Origin of the sequence: Agriterribacter sp., assembly GCF_035445465.1 — a bacterium.
Lineage (GTDB): Bacteria > Bacteroidota > Bacteroidia > Chitinophagales > Chitinophagaceae > Agriterribacter.
This window is the reverse complement of sequence record NZ_DAOMQT010000013.1, coordinates 93,776-116,545: the sequence shown is the minus strand read 5'-3', so window position 1 is coordinate 116,545 and position 22,770 is coordinate 93,776. Positions and strand designations below refer to the sequence as shown.

The window sequence follows — 22,770 nt, the reverse complement described above, 5'->3', positions numbered from 1 at the left end:
GGGCGGGCAACCGGCTCCTGAACACTTGAAGGGCTGCAAGCAATTTCCAATAACGGGTAAGGGCTTTGCGTTCGGGCGGGAAATCGAAGCGCAAAAGTCCAATTTATTACTAATGTTCAATTGAAAGCCTGCTGTTGAATTTTGCACTTCGGCCCGCCTGACGCAAAACCCGTGTTATGCGGTCGTTTTTCTTTCATATTACATGTCAAAGTCGAAATAGTAAGCCTTTTGTTCTGTCTTGTCGTACCAAAAGTATTTAAAGTATTGACGGTCGCCTTGCCAGCTATACAAGTCCAACTTCTCAATTTTTTTCTTGTCCCACCAGTCAAAGTCGTGTTGAAGTCCAAATGCATAGTCAGTCGTTTCTTTGTCAAGTTTTAGTTGGTGCTTTTCAATTATTTTTCTTGCCGTTGTCGTGTCGCAGTTAAATGAAAACATATAATCTGCGTCAATACCGATTGCATCGTCAAAGCAATAAATATTTTTGATGTCAGGCGTGAGGTCAACTTTTAAAAAGTCCTTGAAGCGTTCTTTATTAAATTTTGTGTCAGGTTTGTAAGCGTCAAAATGTGGAACAACTTTGTCAACAAAGTCTTTTGATTTGTCTTTAACTTTTTTCTCTGTCTTTTCGGCTAGTTCTTGTCCCTTATTTTTAATTCGGTCGCATGAAACTATTGTCAAAGCAAAGATGATTGTCGATATGTAAATTGTCTGTTTCATGGTCGTCTTAAAATGCCGCATAACGCGTAAATTTATGCTATAAGACGCTATTGCCCTAAAAAAAATGGTGTTGTAAATGAATTCTTTAACGTTATACATGCTGTATTGTTATTAGTACAATCCGTTTTACCATTCTACCTCGTTTTTCTTCCATAAATCATCAAACGGACTAATAATATTTACTAATTGCTTTTTGCTTACATGTAAATAGCGCTCAGTAGTTCTTATATTAAAATGACCCAATAAATCTTTACCCGTATGGCGGTGGTATCTGAAGTGGCCACGCCGCTTACCGATTGCTGAAACGCTTTATAATCAGCTTCCTGCAAAGGAATATACCAGCACCTGTGGGTTTTGCTCCATGCAGCGCAGGGTAATGCTTTTAAAATTTTATTAATGGTAAGGTCTAATGCAAAATGCAGTGTTATACATGCTTTGCCACGATGCGTGAGTGATGTTAGCCTGATGTTTTCCATAACCTGCTATTAATGCGTTCGCCTCCTCAGCCACAGGGTTTGGCGAGACACGGGTTAAAACACCTTTACAATTTAAATAGTAACGCTCATGAGAACAAATAATTTTTTTATAGATGATCCCGCGTAGATAAGTGCTTAAAAAGTGCTGCCAGCAGAATTTAGTGGTTTATCGCTTTAAACGGCATGTGATGGAGGCATAAAAAGCAAAAAGCAGGGGAATAGGGTTGAATACTGCTTATTTTTTCTTTGCCGCTTTGCTGATTTTTTTCAGGACCGCTTTTTTCTTAACGGTTACTTTTTTTGCCAGCTTCTTTGCAGCCTTTCCGGCGGCAGGCGGCGTTTTACTTACCGCAGCCGAAACCTTTTTGGCTACCTTCTTAACGGACTTTTTCGCAGCTTTCTTAACGGGCGCCGCTTTTTTCGCCGCCGCTTTTTTAGCGTTGCTGATTTTTTCTTTAACTGTTTGAATCAGTGCAGTGGTGCCTGCTGCTACCGTGTCCTTCAACTCACCTGCTGTTTCGCCAATTTTTTCCAGCAGCGTTTGTTCATGCCCGCGGGCGGCTTTTTTTTTGTTTGCCATAAAAGTATTTGTTTGCCATAAAAGTAGCTTTAAAATCCATGCAAAAAATAAACGCCCGGGCAATGAACCTGGCCGGCTAAAGCTTTACAGCTATAAATTATGTAGAAAGAATTAAGGTTCTTTAAATTTTTAAACCGGAACACCTTTATAACGCCACATTATAATAGCAACTGCACCCTGCTATTTATTTCATCATCATCCAGGGTTTGCTGGTAAGAATAAGGCTGATATAGAACTGCGAGATCCTGTCTTTGGGCGCATTACGCAATGATTGATTTTCCCTGCTTCGCCATGCCCTTTTCTGAAAGCTCCCGGTATAGCCGGCCTGCAGGCCTATGGAGCTGGATGGATATTTGGGTGAGGTAAAAGACACACCTGCTCCCAGGCGGTATACCCAGAAATGATTATTGAATTTTACCGGATTAATGCTGTTTTGAACGGCAGGCGATGATAAAACATCATCAAAATCTATCCCGGAATTATCTTTATAAAAAATGGCCTGGTATGCCTGGAATCCAATACCCGCCAAAGGATATAAGGTTATCTTTTCATTTTTCAATACATCATAGCCGGCGTTGGCATTGAAGCCAATATAGCGTATGGTGCTGCTTTTTTCATCCCTGTGGCCGCTCATGCTGCTGCCTAATACAATGCCCATGTCTGAAATGAGCCGGTTCTTTTCTTTCATCCAGCCTAACCCAAGGGTAGCCGTATAATCTTTTAAATGTTCATATTGGGGTAAATTTGCCACACGGGCATTCAATCCCTTAAACTGCTGGAAGCTGCCGCCTAAGCTGCGGGTAAACGAAGGAAGATAACGTGCCATCTTTTCCCTGTTATGCATGGGATGATCATTTTCCTGCTGGGCAACAGATGGCAGGGCGATAGCCAGGAGGAAAGAGAAGATAAAAAATTTCATAAATATTATTTTAATAGATCAGTTACAAACCTGATGCCTGAAATAGGAAAGAGTTGGGGGATCGGTGAGCCGGAACAGTTATTTTAATAGCATCCTGTTGCTCATATATGCGTTGTTTCTTTGGTAACCGGAACGGTTATTTCAACAACAGTACCCTTGTCTTTAGCAGACGTAATTTTCAGCGCGCCTCCGATCATCATGGCTCTTTCATTCATCCCAAGCAAACCAAGCGTTTTTCTTTTTTCAGAGGTCCTGGCATTAAACCCCTTGCCATTATCCTTTATAATAAGAGCGCAATGGTCATTAATAATATTGAAGCTAACTTCCACATGTGTGGCATTGGCATGACGGGCTACGTTAGTAAGTGATTCCTGGTAAATACGAAACAATCCTGTATTGATCAGCGGCGGGGCCTGCAGGTTGGTAACAGAGCTTTTAAAGGTAACAGGAATATGGTATCGTTTGGTAAACTCCCCGCAATACCACTCTAATGCTGCAACTAATCCCAGGTCTTCTAAGGGGCCCAGGCGCAATTCGGATGACAGTCTTCGCACAAATTGTATTGCTTCACCTGCCGCATTTTCTAAGGAACGGATCTTTTCCGCTATACCCGCATCGGCCTCACCTGCCAGCTTTCTTTTTAAGAGATATACCTCCATTTTAAATCCTGTTAGCAACTGGCCCAGTTCGTCATGCATTTCCCGTGCAATGTGCAGGCGTTCTTCTTCGCGAACATTTTCCATATGGGCGGAAAGGTTACGCAACTGTTCATTCATCTGTTTGGCTTCAAGGATTTGCTGTTCCATTACATGTTGCGCGGCTTTCAGCTTTGCAGACATCACATTAAAGGAACGTTCTAATTTGCCCACTTCATCATCGCCGCGAACCACCACATTCGACATATAATTACCTTCGGCAATGGCTTCAGCAGCAGCCGTTAAGGTATTCAGCGGCCGGGTAAGGTGGCGGCTCATTATCCATGCTGCTGCAATGCCGCCCCCGATAAGGATAAGCCCTGCAATAATAAGCCAGTTAAAAAATTGCTTTGAAGATTGCGAAAAAGCCTGGTGCGGAAATTCCAGCACAACCACCCAGGGCGTACCCGGTATATATTGCGCGGTACCGATAAATTTGTTATTGCCGCTTTGTGTATATTCAAAAGTTTTTTCTTTACTGAACTCGCTTACAGGAAGCTGATAGGGTACCGGGCGCACCAGGTCGGTCCAAAGGCTTCCGTCTTTATTGCCTACATAAAGCGCCGCCCCTCTGCCGGCAAGCTTCGAAAACTGTTCTATTAATTTAGAAGTAATTTTCACCAAGTGATACCGGGCAATATAACCGATCACCTTTTTGTCATCCGTAACAGGAATGATAACGGGATAATAAATAGAATCATTGATCTGGTAAATATTGCCGGACCTGCTGTCGGATTTATTTAAAGAAGCATCTGCTAACAGGCTGAGGCTATGTGGCCGGTAACCCGGAGCCTTTCCGGCTCCCAGCAGGATATGAAAGCTGCTGTCCCGTAATTCCGCGTAAACCGATGAGCCGTCATCACCTATGCGTTGCAGCAGCATCAGTATAGCGTTTTTTGAATCTGCTGTATCATTCTTTAAATACTGCTGCAATGCTTTTTCGGGGAGGGTTCCCTGGGTATCAGCGATAACTTCCTTCAGTGATTCGGCTATCATAGTGCCGGCCTGTGAAGCAAGGCTCATAAGCCGTATTTTGCCTGCTTTCATCTCAAGGTTTCTGAAGCTGATATAGGATATGAGGCTGAAGATGGCTATCACACTGCATAACAAAATGCAGATCAGTAAAGGGATACGCTGCCGCAGAGACAATTCCTGTAAAAAATAACTTCTTTTGCTGCTGTTCGGCAAATCCGGGTTCATCATTGTTAATGGATATCTACGAAAGTATATTTTTTTTCTGAGCTTTTGGCAGGTTGGGGTGCATCCCAATTTTTCGCTTTTGCACAGTTACCGGTTTATCCTGTTCATACTGGTAAGGATTTCACGCCCGACTGTTCAAACAGCGGGCAGGCAGCGAACGCAAAGAGGAAGACGATCATAAAAAAGCAATAGCCACAAAGCGCTTTCGCTGGTTACCTTGTGCCTTTGTGGCAAAATCACCCGATAGTTCTTTTCACTTAATGGGTTACCCTTAGTAAAAAAAAATGTCCCGGGATATTATTTCCGGAACATTTTACCTTTTACAAAATTATTATCTTACTGAGCTTCTTTACTGATATTGTAGGTATATAACCCTTCAAAACCAGGGTAAAAGCCGTCTAATTTTATATTGTCTCCTGCTTTCTGAATGGCGTCCGACAATTCGTCAATAGTAGCTACAGGTTTATCGTTTACCCGTAGAATAATAAAGCCGTCGCGCATTCTTGTTTGCGCGTCTATCAGGCCGCCGGGATTTATCTTCTTTACTATTACGCCCCCGGTTTGCCCGTATTCAGCAGCTTTCTTCTTATCCAGCGTTGCAAAGTCAACTCCAAAATCATCCAATACCGAAGTTCTTACAATATCGTAAGTACCGGTTTTGTTTTTAAGGGTAAGGGTAGTAACGGTTTCTTTTCCGTTTCTCAAATAAGCAACAGAAACTTTATCGCCGGGCTTCAGTCTTGCAATCTTTTCTACCATATCATTCCCTGATGTTAGAGGAACACCGTTAAGTTTGCTGATATAGTCGCCCGACTTAATGCCGGCAGCCGCAGCGGCGCCATCTTTAGCCACCTCTCTTACATATACACCTTGTCCGGATTTATAACCTACTTTTTCTTTTTCGGAATCAGGCGCTTCATCCGGCAAATAGCTTATACCCAGATACGCCCTCTGCACGGTGCCAAACTGGATCAGGTCGTTTACTATCTTTTTAACAATATTCACCGGTATGGCATAAGAGTAGCCGGCGTATGATCCGGTAGGAGAGGCTATGGCAGAATTAATGCCCACCAGCTCTCCATTGGTATTAACAAGCGCCCCGCCGCTGTTTCCCTGGTTAACGGCCGCGTCTGTTTGTAAAAATGATTCTATCGGTGTCTGGCTCCTGCGGGCGTTTAAGCCTAACGTTCTTCCTTTGGCGCTTATGATCCCTGCTGTTACTGTAGTTTCGAGGTTTAACGGATAGCCAATAGCCAGTACCCATTGTCCTACCTGAACATTATCGGAATTACCGTATAATAAAAAAGGCAGGTTCTTTGCATCAATCTTTAGCACGGCAAGATCGCTGCTTGCGTCTGCACCAATCACTTTTGCTGTATAGCTGGTTTTATTGTTCAGCCCTACTTTAATTTCACTGGCGCCGTCAATTACGTGGTTATTGGTAATGATGTAGCCGTCCTGGCTTACAATAACGCCCGAACCCGAAGCCCGCTGCGGAATGCTGCGCATATTAGGACCGTTACCAAAAAAGTCATCAAAAAAGTCATCGGGTACCAGCCCCCTGAAGGGATTGCTTTTACGTGGCAGGTTATTGCTGGCTTCGGCTTTGCCTATTACTGTGGTAATATGAACTACCGCGGGTACTGCAATTTTAGAAGGTTGTTCAAAGTCTACAGGGCCGGGTATATTATTACCATTAAATAAACCTGCATAATTAGCAGGGATCTTTACCCCATCCTGGATAGCCACCGGCTTCGGAACAAAAGTGTTGTAAGCATACATTACCCCCACGGCGGTAGCGGCGCTTATCAGCACGGTAAATACAATTTGTTTAAGTTTCATCTGTATTTGAATTTTATTCGTAATGAATTCCAAAAATACACATTCCCTTATCCATCAAATGCTATGCCTTTAGTAAATAAACTGCGGATAAAATGACATTTCGTCGCGACAGGCTTAACAAATGGGTTAAAAAATGCTTTGTATTTCAAAGAATGGCTGTGAAATTACGAAGGAATACGTAATAAAAATGTTAAGGAATGTTAGATGATTGCAAAAGCAACAGGAATGAATTCATCCATATTTCCCGGTAAGCTGTTGTAAAAACAGCATCGTATCAATTCCGTCCGGGTAGTCGGTTAAGCCGGGACATTGGGCTGTGCCCAAAGCCGTTTTTCCTGAACCGGAAATGCATTGAATTTCCTCGGGGTTCAGGCCTTTATATATATCTTCCGGGTTGGTATAAAATTCATAATGCAACTGGCTTATTGGCGAAAAAACAGAAGGGTTTTCCGATAAGATAACAGATCCGTTGGTCATATAGAACTGCTGGTTCAATAGTTGCACCGTTAGGTTAAAATCATAATTGTGTTTGTATTTATGATTTTCGATCAGCCTGCTGTATTTATTAAATGCTTCCAGCATCGGTAAAAAATCATAGCCGGCCGGCACAAATATTTTAGTCACATTTCTGCATCCCAACCCAAAATACAGGTAAACATCATCCGCCAGCTTTTCAAGGTCTTTTCTATCCTCCTTGCCATTCAATATGGCCACGGAAGTCCGGTTCTTCCTGATAATATGAGGATATTTCCTGAAATAATATTCAAAATACCTGGCGGTATTATTGGAGCCGGTAGCTATATATGCATCGCAGCCCTTAAGCATATCCGCGAAATTAATATATTCAGCTACCAGGTCATCCCAGGAGATCATCTTTTCAGCCAGGTGTTTTAAAAGCACATTGTCTTTGGAAGACAGCCTTATGGTTTGTTTATGCCCCCATACAAAGCAGCATAAAAAATCATGGAAGCCTGCCAGGGGAATATTACCTGCCATTGTAATACCTACCTGCGCGGGATGGGAAGTTTGTTCGGGAATGTTATAGCCGCTGATCCATGTATGCAGTGCCGGTGGTTCAAGGAACCGGCAGGCAATACATTCAATGGCTTTGTCAATGAATTCCGGTATAAACCACGGGTTACTTTCAGCCGCCAGTGTTTTGGTTTGCAGCCAAAAAGGATCTTCACTGGTCATGTATTTTTGAAGGAGGTTGAGTATATGGATGCGTTGTTTTAAATTCAACATGGATATTCAGTTCAGTGTGATTATCTTTGATGTGCAAATCTATTGCTAAAAATTATCCGAAAAATTGTAAATTAGTATGGCGATTAAAATAACAGACGAATGTATTAATTGCGGCGCCTGTGAACCTGAATGTCCGAACAATGCTATTTATGAAGGCGGGGTAGAGTGGGCAATTGCTGACGGTACTACTATAAAGGGATCATTTACGATGATGGACGGTAGTATTATAGATGTTAATCAGCGTAACCCTCCGATAAGTGTAGACATTTATTATATTGTACCGGACAAATGTACCGAATGCCAGGGATTTCATGAAGAGCCGCAATGCGCTTCGGTATGCCCGGTTGATTGCTGCGTGCCCGATGAAATGTACCAGGAGGCCGTAGATGAGCTGATGGCAAAAAAAGACAAGCTGCATGTTTAACCGGCCGGCGCAACGTTCTTAATCAATGATGCCTCGCATCATAATACAGGCGGGTGATATTTCCCGTTTCGGGGTGAAGACATGAAAGATGGTTCTTCACCCTTTTTTAATAGTACAGTATGGAAAAAATGCTGGTTTCTTCGGTGATTGTATTTTTTTTCGCAATGAATATTTCCTGCAATCTTCATTTCCGGGAAAATACGGAACGGATAAACGCGTTAAATGAAATGCAGCAAACCGACGCAGACTTTTCCAACCGTTCAAAAGAAGCGGGGTTCAAAAAAGCCATGCTGGAATATATTGAAGCAGATGGTATATTATTAAGGCCAAACAGCATGCCGGTAGCAGGAGCGGATGCTGTAGAATGGATCACTTCCTTACCTGATTCTTCGTTTATACTTACCTGGCAGCCCCGGGGCGCCGATATGGCTGCCGCTGCCGATATGGGCTATACATACGGTGTGTATAGCATGGCAGCAGGAGATTCAATACGCCACGGCACGTATGTTACCATCTGGAAAAAACAGGCAGACGGCAGGTGAAAATTTGTACTGGATTCCGGTAATGAAGGAATAGGAAAGGAAGGGGATGATGATCTGCAGATACAGCAGAATTAAAAGGATAATGAAATTTAGCTTTTCAATTATCATAATTGATATTAAAAATCGTTTTCTTTGCACGCAAACCGGCTATAATACATGAAACCCAATATTGCTTTCGTTACCGGCGGCTATTCAGGCGAATCGGTTATATCTTATAAAAGCGCCATTACCATTGAGCATAATATTGATAAGGATAAATACAATGTATATACTATAGATATTACTCCTTCCGGCTGGTTTTACAGAACAGGTGATCACAGTATACCGGTAGATAAAAATGACTTTTCCGTGAATCATAACGGAACGGTTACAAAATTCGATGCTGTTTTGATTGGTATACACGGCACACCGGGAGAAGACGGTAAGCTGCAGGGGTATTTTGACCTGCTGAACCTGCCCTACACCTCATGCGATGCGGCTACTTCAGCGCTTACCTTTAATAAACGGTATACGGTGGCTGTAGCTGCTTTTGCAGGAATTAAGGTAGCCCGGTCGGTACACCTTTTCAAAAACAGCGCCCTTTTGCCGGATAATATCTTGGAACAATTAAAGCTGCCTGTATTTGTAAAGCCCAATAACGGGGGATCAAGTATTGGCATGAGTAAGGTTAATGTGCCGGAAGAGCTTCCTGCGGCCCTGGAAAAAGCTTTTAAAGAAGATGACCAGGTGTTGGTGGAAGAGTTTATAAAAGGAAGAGAGTTTACAATAGGTGTGTTTAAAACCGGAGGGGAGATCATTACACTGCCTATTACGGAAGTAAGCACCAGCAAAGACTTTTTTGATTATGAAGCGAAATATACGGCAGGGATGTCAACGGAAGTTACGCCTGCTGAAGTTTCGGAAACAGTTGCAGAAAAGATAAGGCAAAATGCCAGGAAGGTATACGGGCTGTTCAATTGCCGTGGCATTGTAAGAATGGATTTTATTTATAACGAAGAAAATGAATTTCCTTATCTGCTCGAAATTAATACGGTTCCGGGTCAGAGCGAAGCCAGCATTGTTCCGCAACAGGTAAGGGCATTTAATTGGACCCTGAAAGCATTTTATTCGGCGTTAATTGATGAAGCGCTGTTGTCAGGAAAATAAAGAATGGCATTATCCAAAATGCCGGAACGAAGGATGCCGGTTTTAAGATTTTATCAAAGAATATGTTTACAATAATAACTCGACGTCCGTTATGGGTCAATATACTGGTTGCAGTGGTTATCCTTTTCCTGCTTGTTTTTATTTTTTTTCAGTCGCTGCAATACTTTACCCATCATGGCACCTACCTTAAGGTTCCGGATGTGGGCAATAAAAATATTAAAGAAGCTACCGCTTTATTGAATAAGCAGGGCTTTGATGTATGGGTGCAGGATTCTGTTTATTATGATACGCTTGCGCCGCTTGCTGTGGTAAAACAATTTCCGGAGCCGGATGCTTCCGTAAAAGTGAACCGGATCGTGTATTTAACGGTAAACCGGGCGGTTCCTCCCGTAATAGAAATGCCTAACCTGGTGGGAATGAGCTTTAGGAATGCGGAGCTTGAGTTAAAAGCGAGGGGCCTGAAACTGGGAGATACATCCTATAAGCCGGATATAGCTAAAAACGCGGTTTTAGAACAATCTTTGGATAATAAAGCAATTAAGCCCGGAACCAAAATTACAATGGGGGCTACAATAGCATTGGTTTTAGGAGCCGGAATAGGCAGTGCTGAAATGCCGGTACCCGACCTTTTTGGAATGAATTATGAAGAAGCTATTACTTTATTGGAAGCCAATGGCATTATACCAGGGAGCGTTATACCGGACGGATCAATACAGGATACCGGTGCTTCTTTTGTGTTCAGGCAGCAGCCCGAACGGTATAATGAAAATGGCAGCCTTAACCGGATACGCCGGGGGCAAATGATAGATGTTTGGATATCGGCAAACAGGCCGGTCAAAAAAACAGACAGCACGCAGGCGCTTTTACCCAACGCTGAGCCATCTTTAAACGAATATTAATAAATATAGTATAAACTACGGGAATGCAAACCATAACAGCGGAAGAATTAAAAGCAAGGATAGACGCGGGTGAGCAGCTTCACCTGATAGATGTTCGCGAGCCCCATGAAAACGCGGAATTCAATATTGGCGGTATTCTTTTACCTGTTGGGCATATCCGGAATATGAACATTGATGAAATTGAAGCGCTGAAAGAAAAAGAAGTAATATGCTATTGCCGGAGCGGTAACCGGAGCGGGCAGGCCTGCCTGATTTTGGATACACTGGGTTTTACCAATACCCGGAATCTTGCAGGAGGTATGCTGGAGTGGCAGAAGAAGTATAAAGATTAATTTTTTACAGGTCTTGCCGGTAGGGGTAACAATGTTGGAGTATTACTGATATCACACCGTTACCGCTTCATTAATTAAATGTTAGGAGATCATTATATAATATAAATATATTATTTGTATAAATATCATAATAAATTTTTTGTGTTATCTGGTTGAAGAAAATAGTTTTATGTATAATTGATTAAAGATAAAAAGGGTAGAAAGTTAGTTAATGTTCGTTTTTTTTTTCATCTTTGCAACGGATTGTTTCTTTTTACTCTCTACTAAGCGAATAACCCCCAATCTCCTATCCTCGGAAAGTTTGTTCTGAGTTAGATGAAATCAATTTTCCAGTATCGTTAATGTTTTACCAAAAATAATTTGCCTGTTATATTATTTCAGGCAGGTCAGTTTTGTTCACAAATCCTTAATTCCAGTATTGTATTCAAAAACCTGGTAATTATTTTGTTATCCGAAGTCTAATACTGTACTGAAGTATGAAAATTTTTTACGACAAACCCTTCACTGTTCCGCGTTGGATCATTTTAATGGCAGATACAGTGATTGTAACTGCATCTTTCGCACTGTCTTATTTCATTTTAAAACAATTCCATTTCCCGGTTTTGGTTCGCGGTCATTTTTTTATACATGCAGGGCTCTTCAGCTTATTATCCCTTGCTGTATTTTACTTTATGCGAATTTATACGGGGCTTATCCGCTATTCCAATACAAAGGATATGTTCAGGATATTTTCCGCTATCCTGGTGGTTAGCTTAGTTTATCCTTTTGTTTCGGGAGTAATTGCCGGGCGGCTGTATCATATTCCTTCGCTCGATATGCCTACTTTACTGGTACTGAACTTCTTTATCAGCTCTTCCCTGCTCATCCTGTTCCGTACGTCCATTAAAGAAATATATATCCTCGCAAAAGGTTATGCAATGACGGATGTAAAGAAGGTATTGATCTACGGATCAGATAATCACGCCATCCTTATTAAGCAGGCAATTGAAGCGGCAGGTAATCATAAATTTGTGGTGAGCGGCTTTATCCAGTCTGGTGGTCAGAAGATCAACAGCACGATAGAGCAAAAAAGAGTATACCATACACGGGAACTGCCGGAATTGCACAAAAAGCTTGCTATTGATAAGCTCATTCTTCCCAATGGACAGTCGGGTAAGCCGGAGTTCAGGGCCATTATAGATTGTTGCTTAAATTTAGGCATTAAGGTTCAAACCGTACCTCCCTCCGAGCAATGGGTAAGCGGTAAGCTTAGCCTGGGCCAGATGCAGGATCTTAAAATTGAGGATCTGCTTCCGCGTAAACCTATTCAAATCAATAACCAGCTGGTGTCTGAAGAAATATTCGGCAAAAGAGTGCTCATTACAGGCGCCGCCGGTTCTATCGGATCTGAAATTGTAAGGCAGGTTATGTCTTACCATCCTGAAATGGTTATATTGTGTGATCAGGCAGAATCCCCGCTTCATGAAACACAATTGGAATTAGAAGAAAAGTACCCGTCTGCCAAAATAAAAACGTTTATTGCCAGCATAAGGAATTTGAGAAGGATGCTGATCCCTTTCAAAGAATATCGTCCGCATATCGTATTTCACGCGGCAGCGTATAAGCACGTTCCCATGATGGAGAAACATCCGGAAGAAGCCATTCTTACCAATGTAATGGGCACAAGAAATATGGCTGATCTGTCTGTTTGTTTTGGTGTGGAAAAATTTGTAATGATTTCCACTGATAAAGCGGTTAATCCAACAAACATCATGGGCGCCTCCAAGCGTATTGCTGAAACCTATGTGCAATCGCTTAATCACGCGTCTAATAATCCGCCCGCCGCGGAATTTCTTTCCCGGCTTATACAGGATGATGACGATGATTCTATAACGGTTACGGCCAATGTAAAAACCAAATTTATTACTACACGGTTTGGCAATGTGCTCGGATCCAACGGTTCTGTTATTCCCCGTTTCCGTGCCCAGATACAGCATGGCGGACCTATAACGGTTACGCATCCAGATATCACCCGGTACTTTATGACCATACCCGAAGCGGTACAATTGGTTTTAGAGGCGGCTACAATGGGACATGGGGGAGAGATATTTATTTTTGATATGGGTGAGCCGGTTAAAATTGCTGACCTGGCGGTAAATATGATCAAACTGTCGGGACTGGTTCCGGATAAAGATATTAATATCGTTTATACAGGCTTGCGCCCGGGAGAAAAATTATATGAAGAGTTGCTAAACGAAAAGGAAAAGACCCTGCCTACCCATCACGAAAAGATAAAAATCGCAAAAGTGGTGTCCCGGTCATATAAAGAAGTGCTTAATGATATTGAGAGTTTAACCGACTTATGCAAGCAGGGAGATCATTTTAAGCTGGTAGGAAAAATGAAACTGATCATTCCTGAGTTTATCAGCAATAATTCTGAATTTTCAAAGCTTGATGAGGTTAGTAAAGCCAGGAAGAAGGTTTTATTTATTCCTGCGTTTACCGATGCTGTGAAAATGCAATAATTTAAAAATAGTGAGATGTTAAAAGGGATGAAGCTTTATGTTTTATCCCTTTTTTGCGTACTACCTATATCTATGGCCGCTCAGCTCATATTGCAGCCAACCACACGCTGATAGCCACTGTTGTGTTCATTCGGTACACGAAAAAATGAAATGTCAATAGTTAAAAGAATGAATTGATCCTCATCCGGTAACCGGGGGTCATGGGCATTAAGCAAATAAATATAGCACAGCTTAACGATTTACCTGGTATAATTTGGCGCTTCCCGGGTAATTTCTATATCATGCGCGTGGCTTTCGTTCATGCCGGCATTGGTTATTTTAATGAACTGTGCTTTTTGCAGTTCAGTAATGCTAGCGGCGCCGCAATACCCCATTCCGGAGCGTAATCCGCCCGTATATTGGTATACAATTTCACTCAGGTTGCCTTTAAAGGCTACACGCCCTTCAATGCCTTCAGGTACATATTTTTTAACATCATCTTCAACATCCTGGAAGTAGCGGTCGCCGCTTCCCTGGCCCATGGCGCCTAAAGAGCCCATGCCCCTGTATTGTTTAAATTTGCGGCCTTCATATATGATCGTATCGCCAGGACTTTCCTCCGTTCCTGCAAAAACGCTTCCCATCATTACCACATTGGCTCCTGCAGCCAGGGCCTTCACCATGTCGCCGGTATAACGTATGCCGCCGTCGGCTATAAGCGGCACATTCAATTTATGAAGCACCGAAGCAGCTTCCATAATGGCTGTAATTTGCGGAACGCCTGCGCCGGCCACAATACGGGTAGTGCAAATAGATCCGGGACCAATGCCTACTTTAACAGCGTCTGCACCTGCTTCTGCCAGCGCTTTGGCGCCTGCAGCGGTTCCTACGTTTCCGGCAATAACCTGTAGTTTTTTAAAATTCTTTTTCAGCTTTTTCAGCGATTCTATTACCTTGGCGCTATGCCCGTGTGCGCTATCTAAACAAACAATGTCTACGCCTATTTGTTGCAGGGCCGACGCCCTGTCCAGCAGGTCGGTGGTTATGCCTAGCGCCGCGCCGGTAAGCAAACGGCCGAAGCTGTCTTTTACGGCATTAGGATGACTTTGCAATTGTAAAATGTCACGGTAGGTAACCAGTCCGGTTAATTGTCCGTTTTTATTAATAACCGGCAGCTTTTCAATTTTATACTGGCTGAGTATTTTTTTTGCTTTGGCAAGGTCTGTTCCTTCAGGAGCCGTAATCAGGTTTTCCGTTGTCATTACTTCACTCACCTTTTTCTTCAGGGAGGTTTCAAAACGCAGGTCGCGGTTAGTAAGGATGCCTACTAGCTTCTTATTAATATCTACAATGGGAATGCCGCCTATTTTGTTTTCGCGCATTAGCTTCAATGCATCACCGATAGTGGCGTCTACGCGCAGGGTTATGGGATCAAGTATTAGCCCGCTTTCACTGCGCTTTACTTTCCGCACCTGTTCGGCCTGTCTTTCAATAGTCATGTTTTTATGCAAAATGCCCAAACCGCCTTCCCTGGCCAAAGCAATTGCCAGATCGGCTTCCGTTACGGTATCCATAGCGGCGGAAAGCAGGGGAATATTTAATGTAATGCTTTTGGTAAGCTTTGAGCTGATGTCTGCATCGCGGGGAAGTACCTGTGAGTAAGCCGGCATAAGCAGCACATCATCAAAGGTTAAACCTTCACCAAAAAATTTCTGGGAGAATTTGTCTTTAGCGGAGTTGATTATTGTTGCCATGTGCAAAGATAGGGTAGCAGATAAATAGCTTCCAAATTTTGTTATAAAGGAATTGTATTCGCTTATAAAAGCTTGTATATTTTTCCGGGCAAACAGGTTATTATTCCCTGTAATTCAAGGTTTAGCATAGCTGCGGCTATCGTGCTGCTGCTGAAATTGCACCGGGGCGTGATCTCATCAATAGAAGCGGTTTCTTTTTCCCCGATGATTTTCATGATCATTTTTTCCTCTGCTGTCAGTTCCAGGAACAATTCTTTTTGTATTGCCTTTTTCTTTACGGGCGCTTCGCTCCAGTTCATAAAATCAAGCAGTTCCTTACCGGATGTTATTAAAGCAGCCTTATTGCTCCTGATCAGGTAATTACAGCCGGCACTTTTTACATCGGTTGTTTTGCCGGGCAGCGCAAACACATCTTTATTATAATTGTTGGCCAGCTCTGCTGTAATCATGCTGCCACCGTTAACTTGGGTTTCTATTACCAGTGTAGCATCTGCCATACCTGCTACAATGCGGTTTCGCTTTGGAAAGTTTTGTTTATCGGGTTTAGCGCCCGACATAAAATCTGTGAGCAGCCCGCCATGGGTTGTCATTTCTTTTGCCAGTGTTTTATTAGCGGAGGGGTAAATACGGTCGAGCCCGTGCGCCAATACCCCAATAGTTAATAATTTGTTTTTCAATGCCGCTTTGTGTGCCAGCGCATCAATGCCGTAAGCAAGCCCGCTTACCACAAGCACATGATGCGATGCCATATCTTCAATTATTTTTCCGGTCATTTCTTTTCCGTAATCGGTATGGCTGCGGGTACCAATAACTGCCATAATTTTATGGTGGTTGAGGTCGGCGTTTCCTTTATAGTATAACAGCGAGGGCGCATCATAGCAATGCAGCAGGCGTTTAGGGTAACCTGCATCGGTTTGCCTGAGCACGGTAATGTTGTATCGCTCAATAAAACGGAGTTCTTCTTCAGCCCGCTGAAAATTGCTGAACGTTTTGATGCTTTCAGACCGGATAGTACCAATGCCGGGAAATTTATCAAGACTGGATTTGCGTGCGGCAAAAATTTTCTCCGCATCACCAAAGTGTTGTAATAATTCTTTTGCATGTACATCCCCTATCTGGGGAACCATGGTTAGCGCAATATGGTAAAGAAGATCGCTGTGCATGGTGCAGGCGATAATGGTGCTTGTTCTAAAATAAATATAATCCTAAAAAAAGGATACAGGAAGAATGCGAAACGATATAAAAAACCCCCTCCCGATAAATCGGGGGAGGGGTACTAATCTTTTAACCGTTAACCATTAAACCTTATCCTATGAAAAGCCGAATATAAAGCGTTTTTTTAATTTAAGCATTCCTATGCCATAATTTTTTTTGCTTTTAAGGCAGGAGATAACTGAAAGCCGTTTTTTTGCTGAAATCCTGTTGAAATAAACAGAAAGGAAGGGTTAAGAGAAAGTATATTAAAATACGTGTAATATGAAAAATAAAGGGCTGGATAGACATCCTGCCCCGTTTCTAAATCCAATATCCTATGAAAAACCAATAAATAGACCAGTATTAGGCAGTAAACGTTGCATGGCATTTGGGATTTTTTTTAAGTGCATCCTCTTAGACCAGTTATATTGCAAATTGCGGCAGAAATTAAGATGAAAGGGAAGCTGCATGAAGTATATATACGAAAAAAGGGCTGGATAGAAATCCTGCCCCGTTTTAAATCCAATATCCTATGAAAAACCAGACATATAACGATATACCTGATTCTTATATTGTTGCGACAAAAAATTATTTCCAGGTTTGTATAAAATCCTTCCTGTATGTTTCAAAGGGGGTTTTGCCGTAATGATCTTCACCAAAGTATTTTAAAACAAGCTCCATGTCGGGCGGCTTTAAATATCCCGGGATCACCTGCGGGGCCGAACCATCGGCAGGTAAAATAACAGTTGAAGGATAGGAAAGCTGCCCGCCGGTTAACAGAATGGCATAATCGTGTACCCTGTACTGATCGTTGTATTTGAATTGCCGTCCGCGCCAGGTAAGCACTTCCTTTGTTTCCGCATTTAATTTTACAGGATAGAACTTATCGTTAAGGTATTGAATTACATCAGGGTTGGTATAGGTATTCCTGTCCATTACTTTGCACCATCCGCACCAGTCGGTATACAGGTCAATAAGGATGTCTTTCTTTTGGGTTGCCATGCCGGCTTCTGCCTGGGCAAGGGTTAACCATTCCAGCTTTTCATTCTTGCGGGTAATTATGGTGGTGTCTTTGTAATAGTAAGACATGCCTGCCGATGCTTCGGCGCCGGGAATACAGGCAATTAGGCCAATAGAAAGGAAAATGCCGGATATTTGCATTGAATTCGTTTAATGTTACAAATATAACTCACAATTGAAGCGAAAAATTGTTATTGCTGTTACCGGCGCCAGCGGGTCTTTATATGCCCGGCAACTGGTTGATAAATTATTGGCCATACCCGGGCAGTGGAATGAGCTTGCACTGGTAATTACAGACAATGCAAAAACAGTATGGAAAACAGAATTGGGCAACGATTCCTTTAATCAATATACTGTTAATATTTACGACAAAAATGATTTTAACGCGCCTTTTGCCTCGGGTTCAGGCCAGTTTGATACGATGATCATTATCCCCTGTTCTATGGGCACCCTGGGAAGAATAGCCACCGGTGTTTCAAACGACCTGATTACAAGAGCTGCCGACGTAATACTTAAAGAAAGAAGAAAGCTGGTTTGTGTGGTAAGAGATACGCCCTATAATCTTATGCATATCCGTAATATGGAAACTGTTACTGTAGCTGGCGGAATTATTTGCCCCGCTACACCATCATTTTACAGCCGCCCGCAAACCATTGAAGCCGTTGCCGCAACGGTAGTAGACAGGGTGCTTGATCTTTGCGGATTTACTATTGCTTCATTCCGTTGGGGTGCAAATGATGCGGGTCCATCATCACCAGGTCATCCATAAAAACAATGTGGCGATTATTTTTTATTTCCTGCCATTCTTAAAAAAACAGGTTTAAGTCGAAAACATACATGTAACTTGTAACCCACAGCTCAGAATCTGATAGCTGACTGCTGACCGCTCCTACTGCAAATCTATCACTTCAACCCCCGGGTATTTAGCCGTATTAAAAACAAAAAAGCTGTTGTCTATTTTTGGGTTGGGAACAAAGCTGGTAACATTATATAAATAGCGGTTGCCGTTTTTTTCAAACAGCCTTGTAGATACAATATTCTTTGTGGCTTTATCTACTAACACCAGCACTTTGAAAAATGCTTTGTTTTTATCGGTAGGTGTTAATTCTATTTCCTGTAATGTTTTGCCTCCCTCTTTTTTTTCGCCATTCAGCTTATATAAAAAGTCCTTTTCATAAAAATTTGTAAATATTTTTTGAGGTGTAAAACTCTCTCCGGCGGGGTCAAATTTACTCACCTGCACCTCGTTGGCGCTTTTGTCGTAGGTCCATATTTTCTGCGCATTACAATAGATTTGCTGGTCGGTTAATTCTACTTTATACTGATTTCCCTTCATATAAGCTGTTCCTTTTTTAGTTCCCTGCACTTTGCCCGCCGCATTTTCAATTTGCAGCACAAAATCAGCTTTTACCGATTGGTAGGTTTTAAATTTAGCCGTTACCCCATCTAATATTTTTTTAGCATCGGGGTCATTGGTTCCCAGGGTATTAACGGAATTTTGCGCGAATCCTGTAATGGAAAATAAAGCCAGTAGCACTGTAATAGTTGATATTCCTTTCATTATTTTTTTATTGGTGGGCAAAGATAGTTATTTCAAAGACTGCGGCAACAGCCGTATAGTTTAAAATGAGATAGTGGTTACCGCATATTTATTTTATAAAGCCTGCAAAAATGTATCCAGTTCCATTTCTGTTTTGAATAACACATCTCTTGCTTTGCTTCCCTGGTTAGGTCCTACAATGCCTGCCGACTCTAATTGATCCATTAAGCGGCCTGCACGGTTGTATCCTAATTTCATACGGCGCTGTAATAATGATGTGGAGCCGATCTGGCTTTGCACAATAAGCTTTGCTGCTTCTTCAAACAAAGGATCCCGGTTGCCGGAATCAAAATCCCTTCCCTCCAGCTCTTTTTCGTCAATATATTCCGGCAAATAAAAAGGCTGGGGGTATCCTCTTTGTTCGCCAATAAAATCAACTACTTTTTCTACTTCAGGAGTATCCACAAAAGCGCATTGTACCCTTGTTATTTCCCCGTTATACGATACCAGCATGTCGCCCCTGCCGATCAGTTGCTCTGCACCGCCTGTATCTAAAATAGTGCGGGAATCAATTTTAGAAGAAACCTTAAATGCTACCCTGGCCGGGAAGTTGGCTTTAATGGTTCCTGTAATGATGTTAACCGAGGGACGCTGGGTGGCAATGATAAGGTGGATACCAACCGCCCTGGCCAATTGTGCCAGGCGTGCAATAGGCATTTCAATTTCTTTGCCCGCCGTCATAATCAGGTCTGCGAATTCATCTATTACCAAAACAATAAAAGGCAAAAACTGGTGGCCTTTTTCAGGGTTAAGCCGCCTGGCTACAAATTTTTCATTGTACTCTCTTATATTGCGGCAGCCCGCTTCTTTCAGCAGGTCATAGCGGTTATCCATTTCAATGCACAACGCGTTGAGGGTGTGTACCACTTTTTTGGTATCTGTAATGATGGATTCTTCTTCTCCGGGCAGCTTGGCCAGGAAATGCTTTTCAATGAGCCGGTACAGGCTCAGCTCCACTTTTTTAGGATCAACCATCACTAATTTTAGCTGTGACGGATGTTTCTTATACAACAGCGATACCAGTATAGCGTTAATGCCAACAGATTTTCCCTGTCCGGTTGCGCCTGCCATCAACAGGTGGGGCATCGTGGCAAGGTCAACAATAAAATGCTCGTTATCTATTTTTTTGCCGAGGGCTATGGGCAACGAAAATTTATTTTGCTGGAACCGGTCTGTAGATAAAAGTCCCTTCATGCTCACAATCGTCTTCTTTACATTGGGCACCTCAATACCAATGGTGCCTTTTCCGGGAATGGGGGCGATGATGCGTATGCCCAGGGCAGCAAGGCTTAGGGCTATATCATCTTCCAGGTTTTTGATGCGTGAAATACGAACGCCTGCCGCGGGAACGATCTCATACAGGGTAACGGTGGGGCCTACTGTAGCTGATATCTGGCGGATGTCAATATCATAGTTCTTCAGCGTATTGATGATCTGGTGCTTGTTGGCTTCCAGTTCCGAAGCATCCAGCACAATTTTTTCACTGCCATGTGTTTCTAACAGATCAAGCGATGGATATTTATAATCTTTAAGATCAAGAACAGGGTCATAAGGCGGCAGGTTTTGCACTTTCTTTACCGCTGTGTCTTCTTCCGGGTGCAACATTTCCTCAGCAATTTCTTCCGCTTCATTCATAGCATTGATCTGCAATTCTAACTCCTCAGCGGTTTTCTTTCTTGATTTGGGTATAACCGTGGTTTGCGGTATTACCGGCTCAGGTTCGGTTTCAGACAGTGTAAATTGATCATCCGGCTCACCCATGCCTGGCGGGTTGATCACTACAACCCCTCCATGATGTTTCAGGGTATTGCCTTTGGCATCTTTGCCTATATTTTCTTCCGTAAACAACTTTGCTTCTTCCGTAAAAGAATTATCTACCGGCACCAGTTTCCCGTTCCCGTTTTGGGTTTTATATTTTAATCTTTTGGCGGGTAGTGAAAAAGAAGGGTTGAAGCGCCATATAAAATAAGCAAAGCCGCAGGCCAGCAATAGCGCCGCCGTGCCTATTTCGCCCAATAAGCCTCTAAACCAGTTGCTGGTTATATTGCCTGTTTCGCCTCCCCATGGAAAACCATTGCCGTGTGTAATAAAGGCTAAAGCGGTACTGAAAAACAGTAATCCCACCACCACATACCTGAAGTTGCGCCAGGGTGAGAATATTTTTTCACCGAACAATAAATTTACTCCTGTTATAAAAAAGAAACTGCAAAAGAGGTACGACGATAAACCAAAACCTTTGTAAAAAAATATATGGGATATATAAGCGCCTATGCGCCCGAGCAGGTTGGCCGCTTTTATATCTTCCCCGAATAAGAATGCCGAAAAACCCTGGAATACTTTATCCTGGTCCTGCCGCCAGGTAAAAAGATAAGAGGTAAATGCTATAAAAAGAAAAAATGCCGTAAGCAGCAACACGCTTCCCAATATTTTATGGGTACGTTCATCCTTTACCAGTGCCTTTACTTTAACCTTTTCGGTTTTGTCGCTGGTAAGTTTTTCAGGATCAGGAGACTTGGACTTATTGTTTTTTAATTTATTAGCCATGCAATACGAAACGTATTTTTATATTCAGACGGGACTTTTTCCCGATAGGCAAAGATAAGGTGTTTGCGGGGGAGTTTGTGTTGCGGAAGACAGGTACAAGTTGCAGGGTGCAAGTAAGGGGTACAGGATACAAGTTCTAAGGTGTGCAAACCATAAACTACAAACCATAAACTACAAATCCGCTTCCCTGAAACCTGTAACTAAATCCGGCTGCTGTTAAGCTTCTCTCACATTGCTTTTTTCTTTTTTTTCACGGTGAACGCTGGGCTTTAAACTTTGAACTAAAAGACAAACCCATCCGGCAATAAAACAAACCCCGCCCAAAGGAGTAATAGCGCCAATGCCTTTAAGTCCTACTGTTTCAGTGGCGTTTAAGTAAGTTAACAGGTATAAGGAACCGCTGAATAAAACAATGCCTGAAATAAAAAGAATACCCGCCCATTCCATTACTTTTCCGGGCATTCTCCTGTATAGGATTCCAACGGCTAACAAAGCGAAAGTGTGGTAAAACTGGTATCTTACGCCGGTTTCAAAAGTAGCTACGGTATCTGCTTCCACTAATTTTTTCAGCGCATGCGCTCCAAATGCCCCCAGTGCAACACTAAGCGCTCCAAGGATGGCAGCGTATTGGATAAATCGTTTAGACATGTTTCCGTTTGATTTCTTCAAAGGTAATATCTGAAATGGATTCTGTGGATAATATTATATGGGCCTTGTTGTAATATTCCTTCCTTTTTTGGATGCTGTTTTTAATAAAATCTTCAATGGCCTGCTCATCTAATTGTTTGATCAGCGGGCGGTGCATCTTTTCCTTTATTAATCTTTCCTTCAGCACGGGCAGGGGAGTATCGAGGTAAATGGTGAGCCCGTTTTCATTCATCCATTGCATATTGTTATAAAAACAGGGCGTGCCGCCTCCTGTGGAAAGGATGAAATTGTTTTCTTTCCCGAAGCTGAGAAGTCTTTCGTGCTCCTGTTCCCTAAAAAAAGTTTCTCCATACCGTTCAAATAGCTGCGGAATGGTTAAGCCGGTATGATGCTCAATTTCAGTGTCTAAGTCAAAAAAGCGTAAATGGTGTTGCTTTGCCCAAAGCTGTCCCCAGTAAGTTTTGCCCGTTCCCATAAAGCCCAGGAGAAAAATTTTCATCGTCTTTG

Annotated in this window: 21 protein-coding genes; 7 read left to right on the top strand and 14 right to left on the bottom strand. The window is 42.5% G+C overall.

Annotation, left to right across the window (positions count from 1 at the left end; genetic code table 11):
* Nucleotides 1-198: 198 nt before the first annotated feature.
* From PLE34_RS09355 to PLE34_RS09325, 7 genes are all read right to left on the bottom strand, one after another.
* Complete coding sequence (locus tag PLE34_RS09355) at nucleotides 199-720, bottom strand: hypothetical protein (RefSeq protein ID WP_324556164.1); 522 nt, start codon at nucleotides 718-720, stop codon at nucleotides 199-201.
* A gap of 224 nt (nucleotides 721-944) precedes the next feature.
* A complete protein-coding gene (locus PLE34_RS09350; protein WP_324556162.1) occupies nucleotides 945-1,196 on the bottom strand; it encodes a hypothetical protein in 252 nt (83 codons plus the stop codon).
* Between the two features lie 235 nt (nucleotides 1,197-1,431).
* The gene (locus tag PLE34_RS09345) at nucleotides 1,432-1,776 is read right to left on the bottom strand and encodes a hypothetical protein (RefSeq protein ID WP_324556160.1); all 345 of its coding nucleotides are present in this window, start codon (nucleotides 1,774-1,776) and stop codon (nucleotides 1,432-1,434) included.
* A gap of 184 nt (nucleotides 1,777-1,960) precedes the next feature.
* Nucleotides 1,961-2,695 (bottom strand): hypothetical protein, encoded by a 735-nt coding sequence (locus PLE34_RS09340; RefSeq protein ID WP_324556158.1) that lies wholly within the window; start codon nucleotides 2,693-2,695, stop codon nucleotides 1,961-1,963.
* Between the two features lie 101 nt (nucleotides 2,696-2,796).
* On the bottom strand, nucleotides 2,797-4,593 hold the full coding sequence (locus PLE34_RS09335) for a HAMP domain-containing sensor histidine kinase (RefSeq protein ID WP_324556156.1): 1,797 nt from the start codon (nucleotides 4,591-4,593) through the stop codon (nucleotides 2,797-2,799).
* 333 nt (nucleotides 4,594-4,926) lie between these two features.
* Nucleotides 4,927-6,432: a trypsin-like peptidase domain-containing protein gene (locus tag PLE34_RS09330; protein ID WP_324556154.1), complete on the bottom strand. Its 1,506-nt coding sequence runs from the start codon at nucleotides 6,430-6,432 to the stop codon at nucleotides 4,927-4,929.
* A 231-nt stretch (nucleotides 6,433-6,663) separates the two neighbouring features.
* Nucleotides 6,664-7,677 carry an acyl-CoA reductase gene (locus PLE34_RS09325; protein WP_324556152.1) on the bottom strand — a complete coding sequence of 338 codons (1,014 nt, stop codon included), beginning with the start codon at nucleotides 7,675-7,677 and terminating at the stop codon, nucleotides 6,664-6,666.
* 76 nt (nucleotides 7,678-7,753) lie between these two features.
* Between PLE34_RS09325 and PLE34_RS09320 the strand changes: the two genes are divergently transcribed.
* From PLE34_RS09320 to PLE34_RS09295, 6 genes are all read left to right on the top strand, one after another.
* Nucleotides 7,754-8,101, top strand: coding sequence for a 4Fe-4S dicluster domain-containing protein (locus PLE34_RS09320; RefSeq protein WP_324556151.1), 348 nt, complete (start codon nucleotides 7,754-7,756; stop codon nucleotides 8,099-8,101).
* 119 nt (nucleotides 8,102-8,220) lie between these two features.
* Nucleotides 8,221-8,643, top strand: a complete 423-nt coding sequence (locus PLE34_RS09315; protein WP_324556150.1) for a hypothetical protein — start codon at nucleotides 8,221-8,223, stop codon at nucleotides 8,641-8,643.
* Between the two features lie 156 nt (nucleotides 8,644-8,799).
* Nucleotides 8,800-9,789: a D-alanine--D-alanine ligase gene (locus tag PLE34_RS09310; protein WP_324556149.1), complete on the top strand. Its 990-nt coding sequence runs from the start codon at nucleotides 8,800-8,802 to the stop codon at nucleotides 9,787-9,789.
* A gap of 62 nt (nucleotides 9,790-9,851) precedes the next feature.
* Nucleotides 9,852-10,688 carry a PASTA domain-containing protein gene (locus tag PLE34_RS09305; RefSeq protein WP_324556148.1) on the top strand — a complete coding sequence of 279 codons (837 nt, stop codon included), beginning with the start codon at nucleotides 9,852-9,854 and terminating at the stop codon, nucleotides 10,686-10,688.
* Nucleotides 10,689-10,711: 23 nt separating this feature from the next.
* Complete coding sequence (locus PLE34_RS09300) at nucleotides 10,712-11,020, top strand: rhodanese-like domain-containing protein (RefSeq protein ID WP_324556147.1); 309 nt, start codon at nucleotides 10,712-10,714, stop codon at nucleotides 11,018-11,020.
* A 476-nt stretch (nucleotides 11,021-11,496) separates the two neighbouring features.
* On the top strand, nucleotides 11,497-13,524 hold the full coding sequence (locus tag PLE34_RS09295; protein ID WP_324556145.1) for a polysaccharide biosynthesis protein: 2,028 nt from the start codon (nucleotides 11,497-11,499) through the stop codon (nucleotides 13,522-13,524).
* 239 nt (nucleotides 13,525-13,763) lie between these two features.
* Here the strand turns inward: PLE34_RS09295 and guaB are convergent, their stop codons facing one another.
* The 3 genes from guaB to PLE34_RS09280 all read right to left on the bottom strand — a co-directional run bounded on the left by guaB (nucleotide 13,764) and on the right by PLE34_RS09280 (nucleotide 17,612).
* Nucleotides 13,764-15,257 carry an IMP dehydrogenase gene (guaB, locus tag PLE34_RS09290; protein ID WP_324556143.1) on the bottom strand — a complete coding sequence of 498 codons (1,494 nt, stop codon included), beginning with the start codon at nucleotides 15,255-15,257 and terminating at the stop codon, nucleotides 13,764-13,766.
* Nucleotides 15,258-15,319: 62 nt separating this feature from the next.
* Entirely contained in the window at nucleotides 15,320-16,420 is a 1,101-nt protein-coding gene (dprA, locus tag PLE34_RS09285; RefSeq protein ID WP_324556141.1) for a DNA-processing protein DprA, read from the bottom strand.
* A gap of 619 nt (nucleotides 16,421-17,039) precedes the next feature.
* Nucleotides 17,040-17,612 (bottom strand): thioredoxin family protein, encoded by a 573-nt coding sequence (locus PLE34_RS09280; protein WP_324556139.1) that lies wholly within the window; start codon nucleotides 17,610-17,612, stop codon nucleotides 17,040-17,042.
* Nucleotides 17,613-17,646: 34 nt separating this feature from the next.
* On the opposite strand from PLE34_RS09280, the gene PLE34_RS09275 reads away from it, so the two are divergent.
* Nucleotides 17,647-18,240 (top strand): UbiX family flavin prenyltransferase, encoded by a 594-nt coding sequence (locus PLE34_RS09275; protein ID WP_324556137.1) that lies wholly within the window; start codon nucleotides 17,647-17,649, stop codon nucleotides 18,238-18,240.
* Nucleotides 18,241-18,360: 120 nt separating this feature from the next.
* On the opposite strand, the gene lolA1 is transcribed toward PLE34_RS09275, so the two are convergent.
* The 4 genes from lolA1 to PLE34_RS09255 form a co-directional block, all read right to left on the bottom strand.
* Complete coding sequence (lolA1, locus tag PLE34_RS09270; RefSeq protein ID WP_324556135.1) at nucleotides 18,361-19,032, bottom strand: outer membrane lipoprotein periplasmic chaperone LolA1; 672 nt, start codon at nucleotides 19,030-19,032, stop codon at nucleotides 18,361-18,363.
* Between the two features lie 93 nt (nucleotides 19,033-19,125).
* A complete protein-coding gene (locus PLE34_RS09265; RefSeq protein WP_324556133.1) occupies nucleotides 19,126-21,615 on the bottom strand; it encodes an FtsK/SpoIIIE family DNA translocase in 2,490 nt (829 codons plus the stop codon).
* Nucleotides 21,616-21,831: 216 nt separating this feature from the next.
* Nucleotides 21,832-22,263: a DUF423 domain-containing protein gene (locus PLE34_RS09260; protein WP_324556131.1), complete on the bottom strand. Its 432-nt coding sequence runs from the start codon at nucleotides 22,261-22,263 to the stop codon at nucleotides 21,832-21,834.
* On the bottom strand, nucleotides 22,256-22,762 hold the full coding sequence (locus PLE34_RS09255) for a shikimate kinase (protein WP_324556129.1): 507 nt from the start codon (nucleotides 22,760-22,762) through the stop codon (nucleotides 22,256-22,258). The genes PLE34_RS09260 and PLE34_RS09255 overlap by 8 nt, the downstream gene beginning before the upstream one ends.
* Nucleotides 22,763-22,770 lie beyond the last annotated feature (8 nt).

What these genes read in the sequence shown, in the direction of transcription:
- PLE34_RS09265 (WP_324556133.1), bottom strand. Translation starts at nt 21,615, where the DNA reads ATGGCTAATAAATTAAAAAACAATAAGTCCAAGTCTCCTGATCCTGAA.
- PLE34_RS09335 (WP_324556156.1), bottom strand. Translation starts at nt 4,593, where the DNA reads ATGATGAACCCGGATTTGCCGAACAGCAGCAAAAGAAGTTATTTTTTA.
- PLE34_RS09255 (WP_324556129.1), bottom strand. Translation starts at nt 22,762, where the DNA reads ATGAAAATTTTTCTCCTGGGCTTTATGGGAACGGGCAAAACTTACTGG.
- PLE34_RS09305 (WP_324556148.1), top strand. Translation starts at nt 9,852, where the DNA reads ATGTTTACAATAATAACTCGACGTCCGTTATGGGTCAATATACTGGTT.
- PLE34_RS09320 (WP_324556151.1), top strand. Translation starts at nt 7,754, where the DNA reads ATGGCGATTAAAATAACAGACGAATGTATTAATTGCGGCGCCTGTGAA.
- PLE34_RS09260 (WP_324556131.1), bottom strand. Translation starts at nt 22,263, where the DNA reads ATGTCTAAACGATTTATCCAATACGCTGCCATCCTTGGAGCGCTTAGT.
- PLE34_RS09345 (WP_324556160.1), bottom strand. Translation starts at nt 1,776, where the DNA reads ATGGCAAACAAAAAAAAAGCCGCCCGCGGGCATGAACAAACGCTGCTG.
- PLE34_RS09355 (WP_324556164.1), bottom strand. Translation starts at nt 720, where the DNA reads ATGAAACAGACAATTTACATATCGACAATCATCTTTGCTTTGACAATA.
- PLE34_RS09310 (WP_324556149.1), top strand. Translation starts at nt 8,800, where the DNA reads ATGAAACCCAATATTGCTTTCGTTACCGGCGGCTATTCAGGCGAATCG.
- PLE34_RS09340 (WP_324556158.1), bottom strand. Translation starts at nt 2,695, where the DNA reads ATGAAATTTTTTATCTTCTCTTTCCTCCTGGCTATCGCCCTGCCATCT.
- PLE34_RS09300 (WP_324556147.1), top strand. Translation starts at nt 10,712, where the DNA reads ATGCAAACCATAACAGCGGAAGAATTAAAAGCAAGGATAGACGCGGGT.
- PLE34_RS09295 (WP_324556145.1), top strand. Translation starts at nt 11,497, where the DNA reads ATGAAAATTTTTTACGACAAACCCTTCACTGTTCCGCGTTGGATCATT.
- PLE34_RS09280 (WP_324556139.1), bottom strand. Translation starts at nt 17,612, where the DNA reads ATGCAAATATCCGGCATTTTCCTTTCTATTGGCCTAATTGCCTGTATT.
- PLE34_RS09315 (WP_324556150.1), top strand. Translation starts at nt 8,221, where the DNA reads ATGGAAAAAATGCTGGTTTCTTCGGTGATTGTATTTTTTTTCGCAATG.
- guaB (WP_324556143.1), bottom strand. Translation starts at nt 15,257, where the DNA reads ATGGCAACAATAATCAACTCCGCTAAAGACAAATTCTCCCAGAAATTT.
- PLE34_RS09325 (WP_324556152.1), bottom strand. Translation starts at nt 7,677, where the DNA reads ATGTTGAATTTAAAACAACGCATCCATATACTCAACCTCCTTCAAAAA.
- PLE34_RS09350 (WP_324556162.1), bottom strand. Translation starts at nt 1,196, where the DNA reads ATGGAAAACATCAGGCTAACATCACTCACGCATCGTGGCAAAGCATGT.
- PLE34_RS09330 (WP_324556154.1), bottom strand. Translation starts at nt 6,432, where the DNA reads ATGAAACTTAAACAAATTGTATTTACCGTGCTGATAAGCGCCGCTACC.
- dprA (WP_324556141.1), bottom strand. Translation starts at nt 16,420, where the DNA reads ATGCACAGCGATCTTCTTTACCATATTGCGCTAACCATGGTTCCCCAG.
- lolA1 (WP_324556135.1), bottom strand. Translation starts at nt 19,032, where the DNA reads ATGAAAGGAATATCAACTATTACAGTGCTACTGGCTTTATTTTCCATT.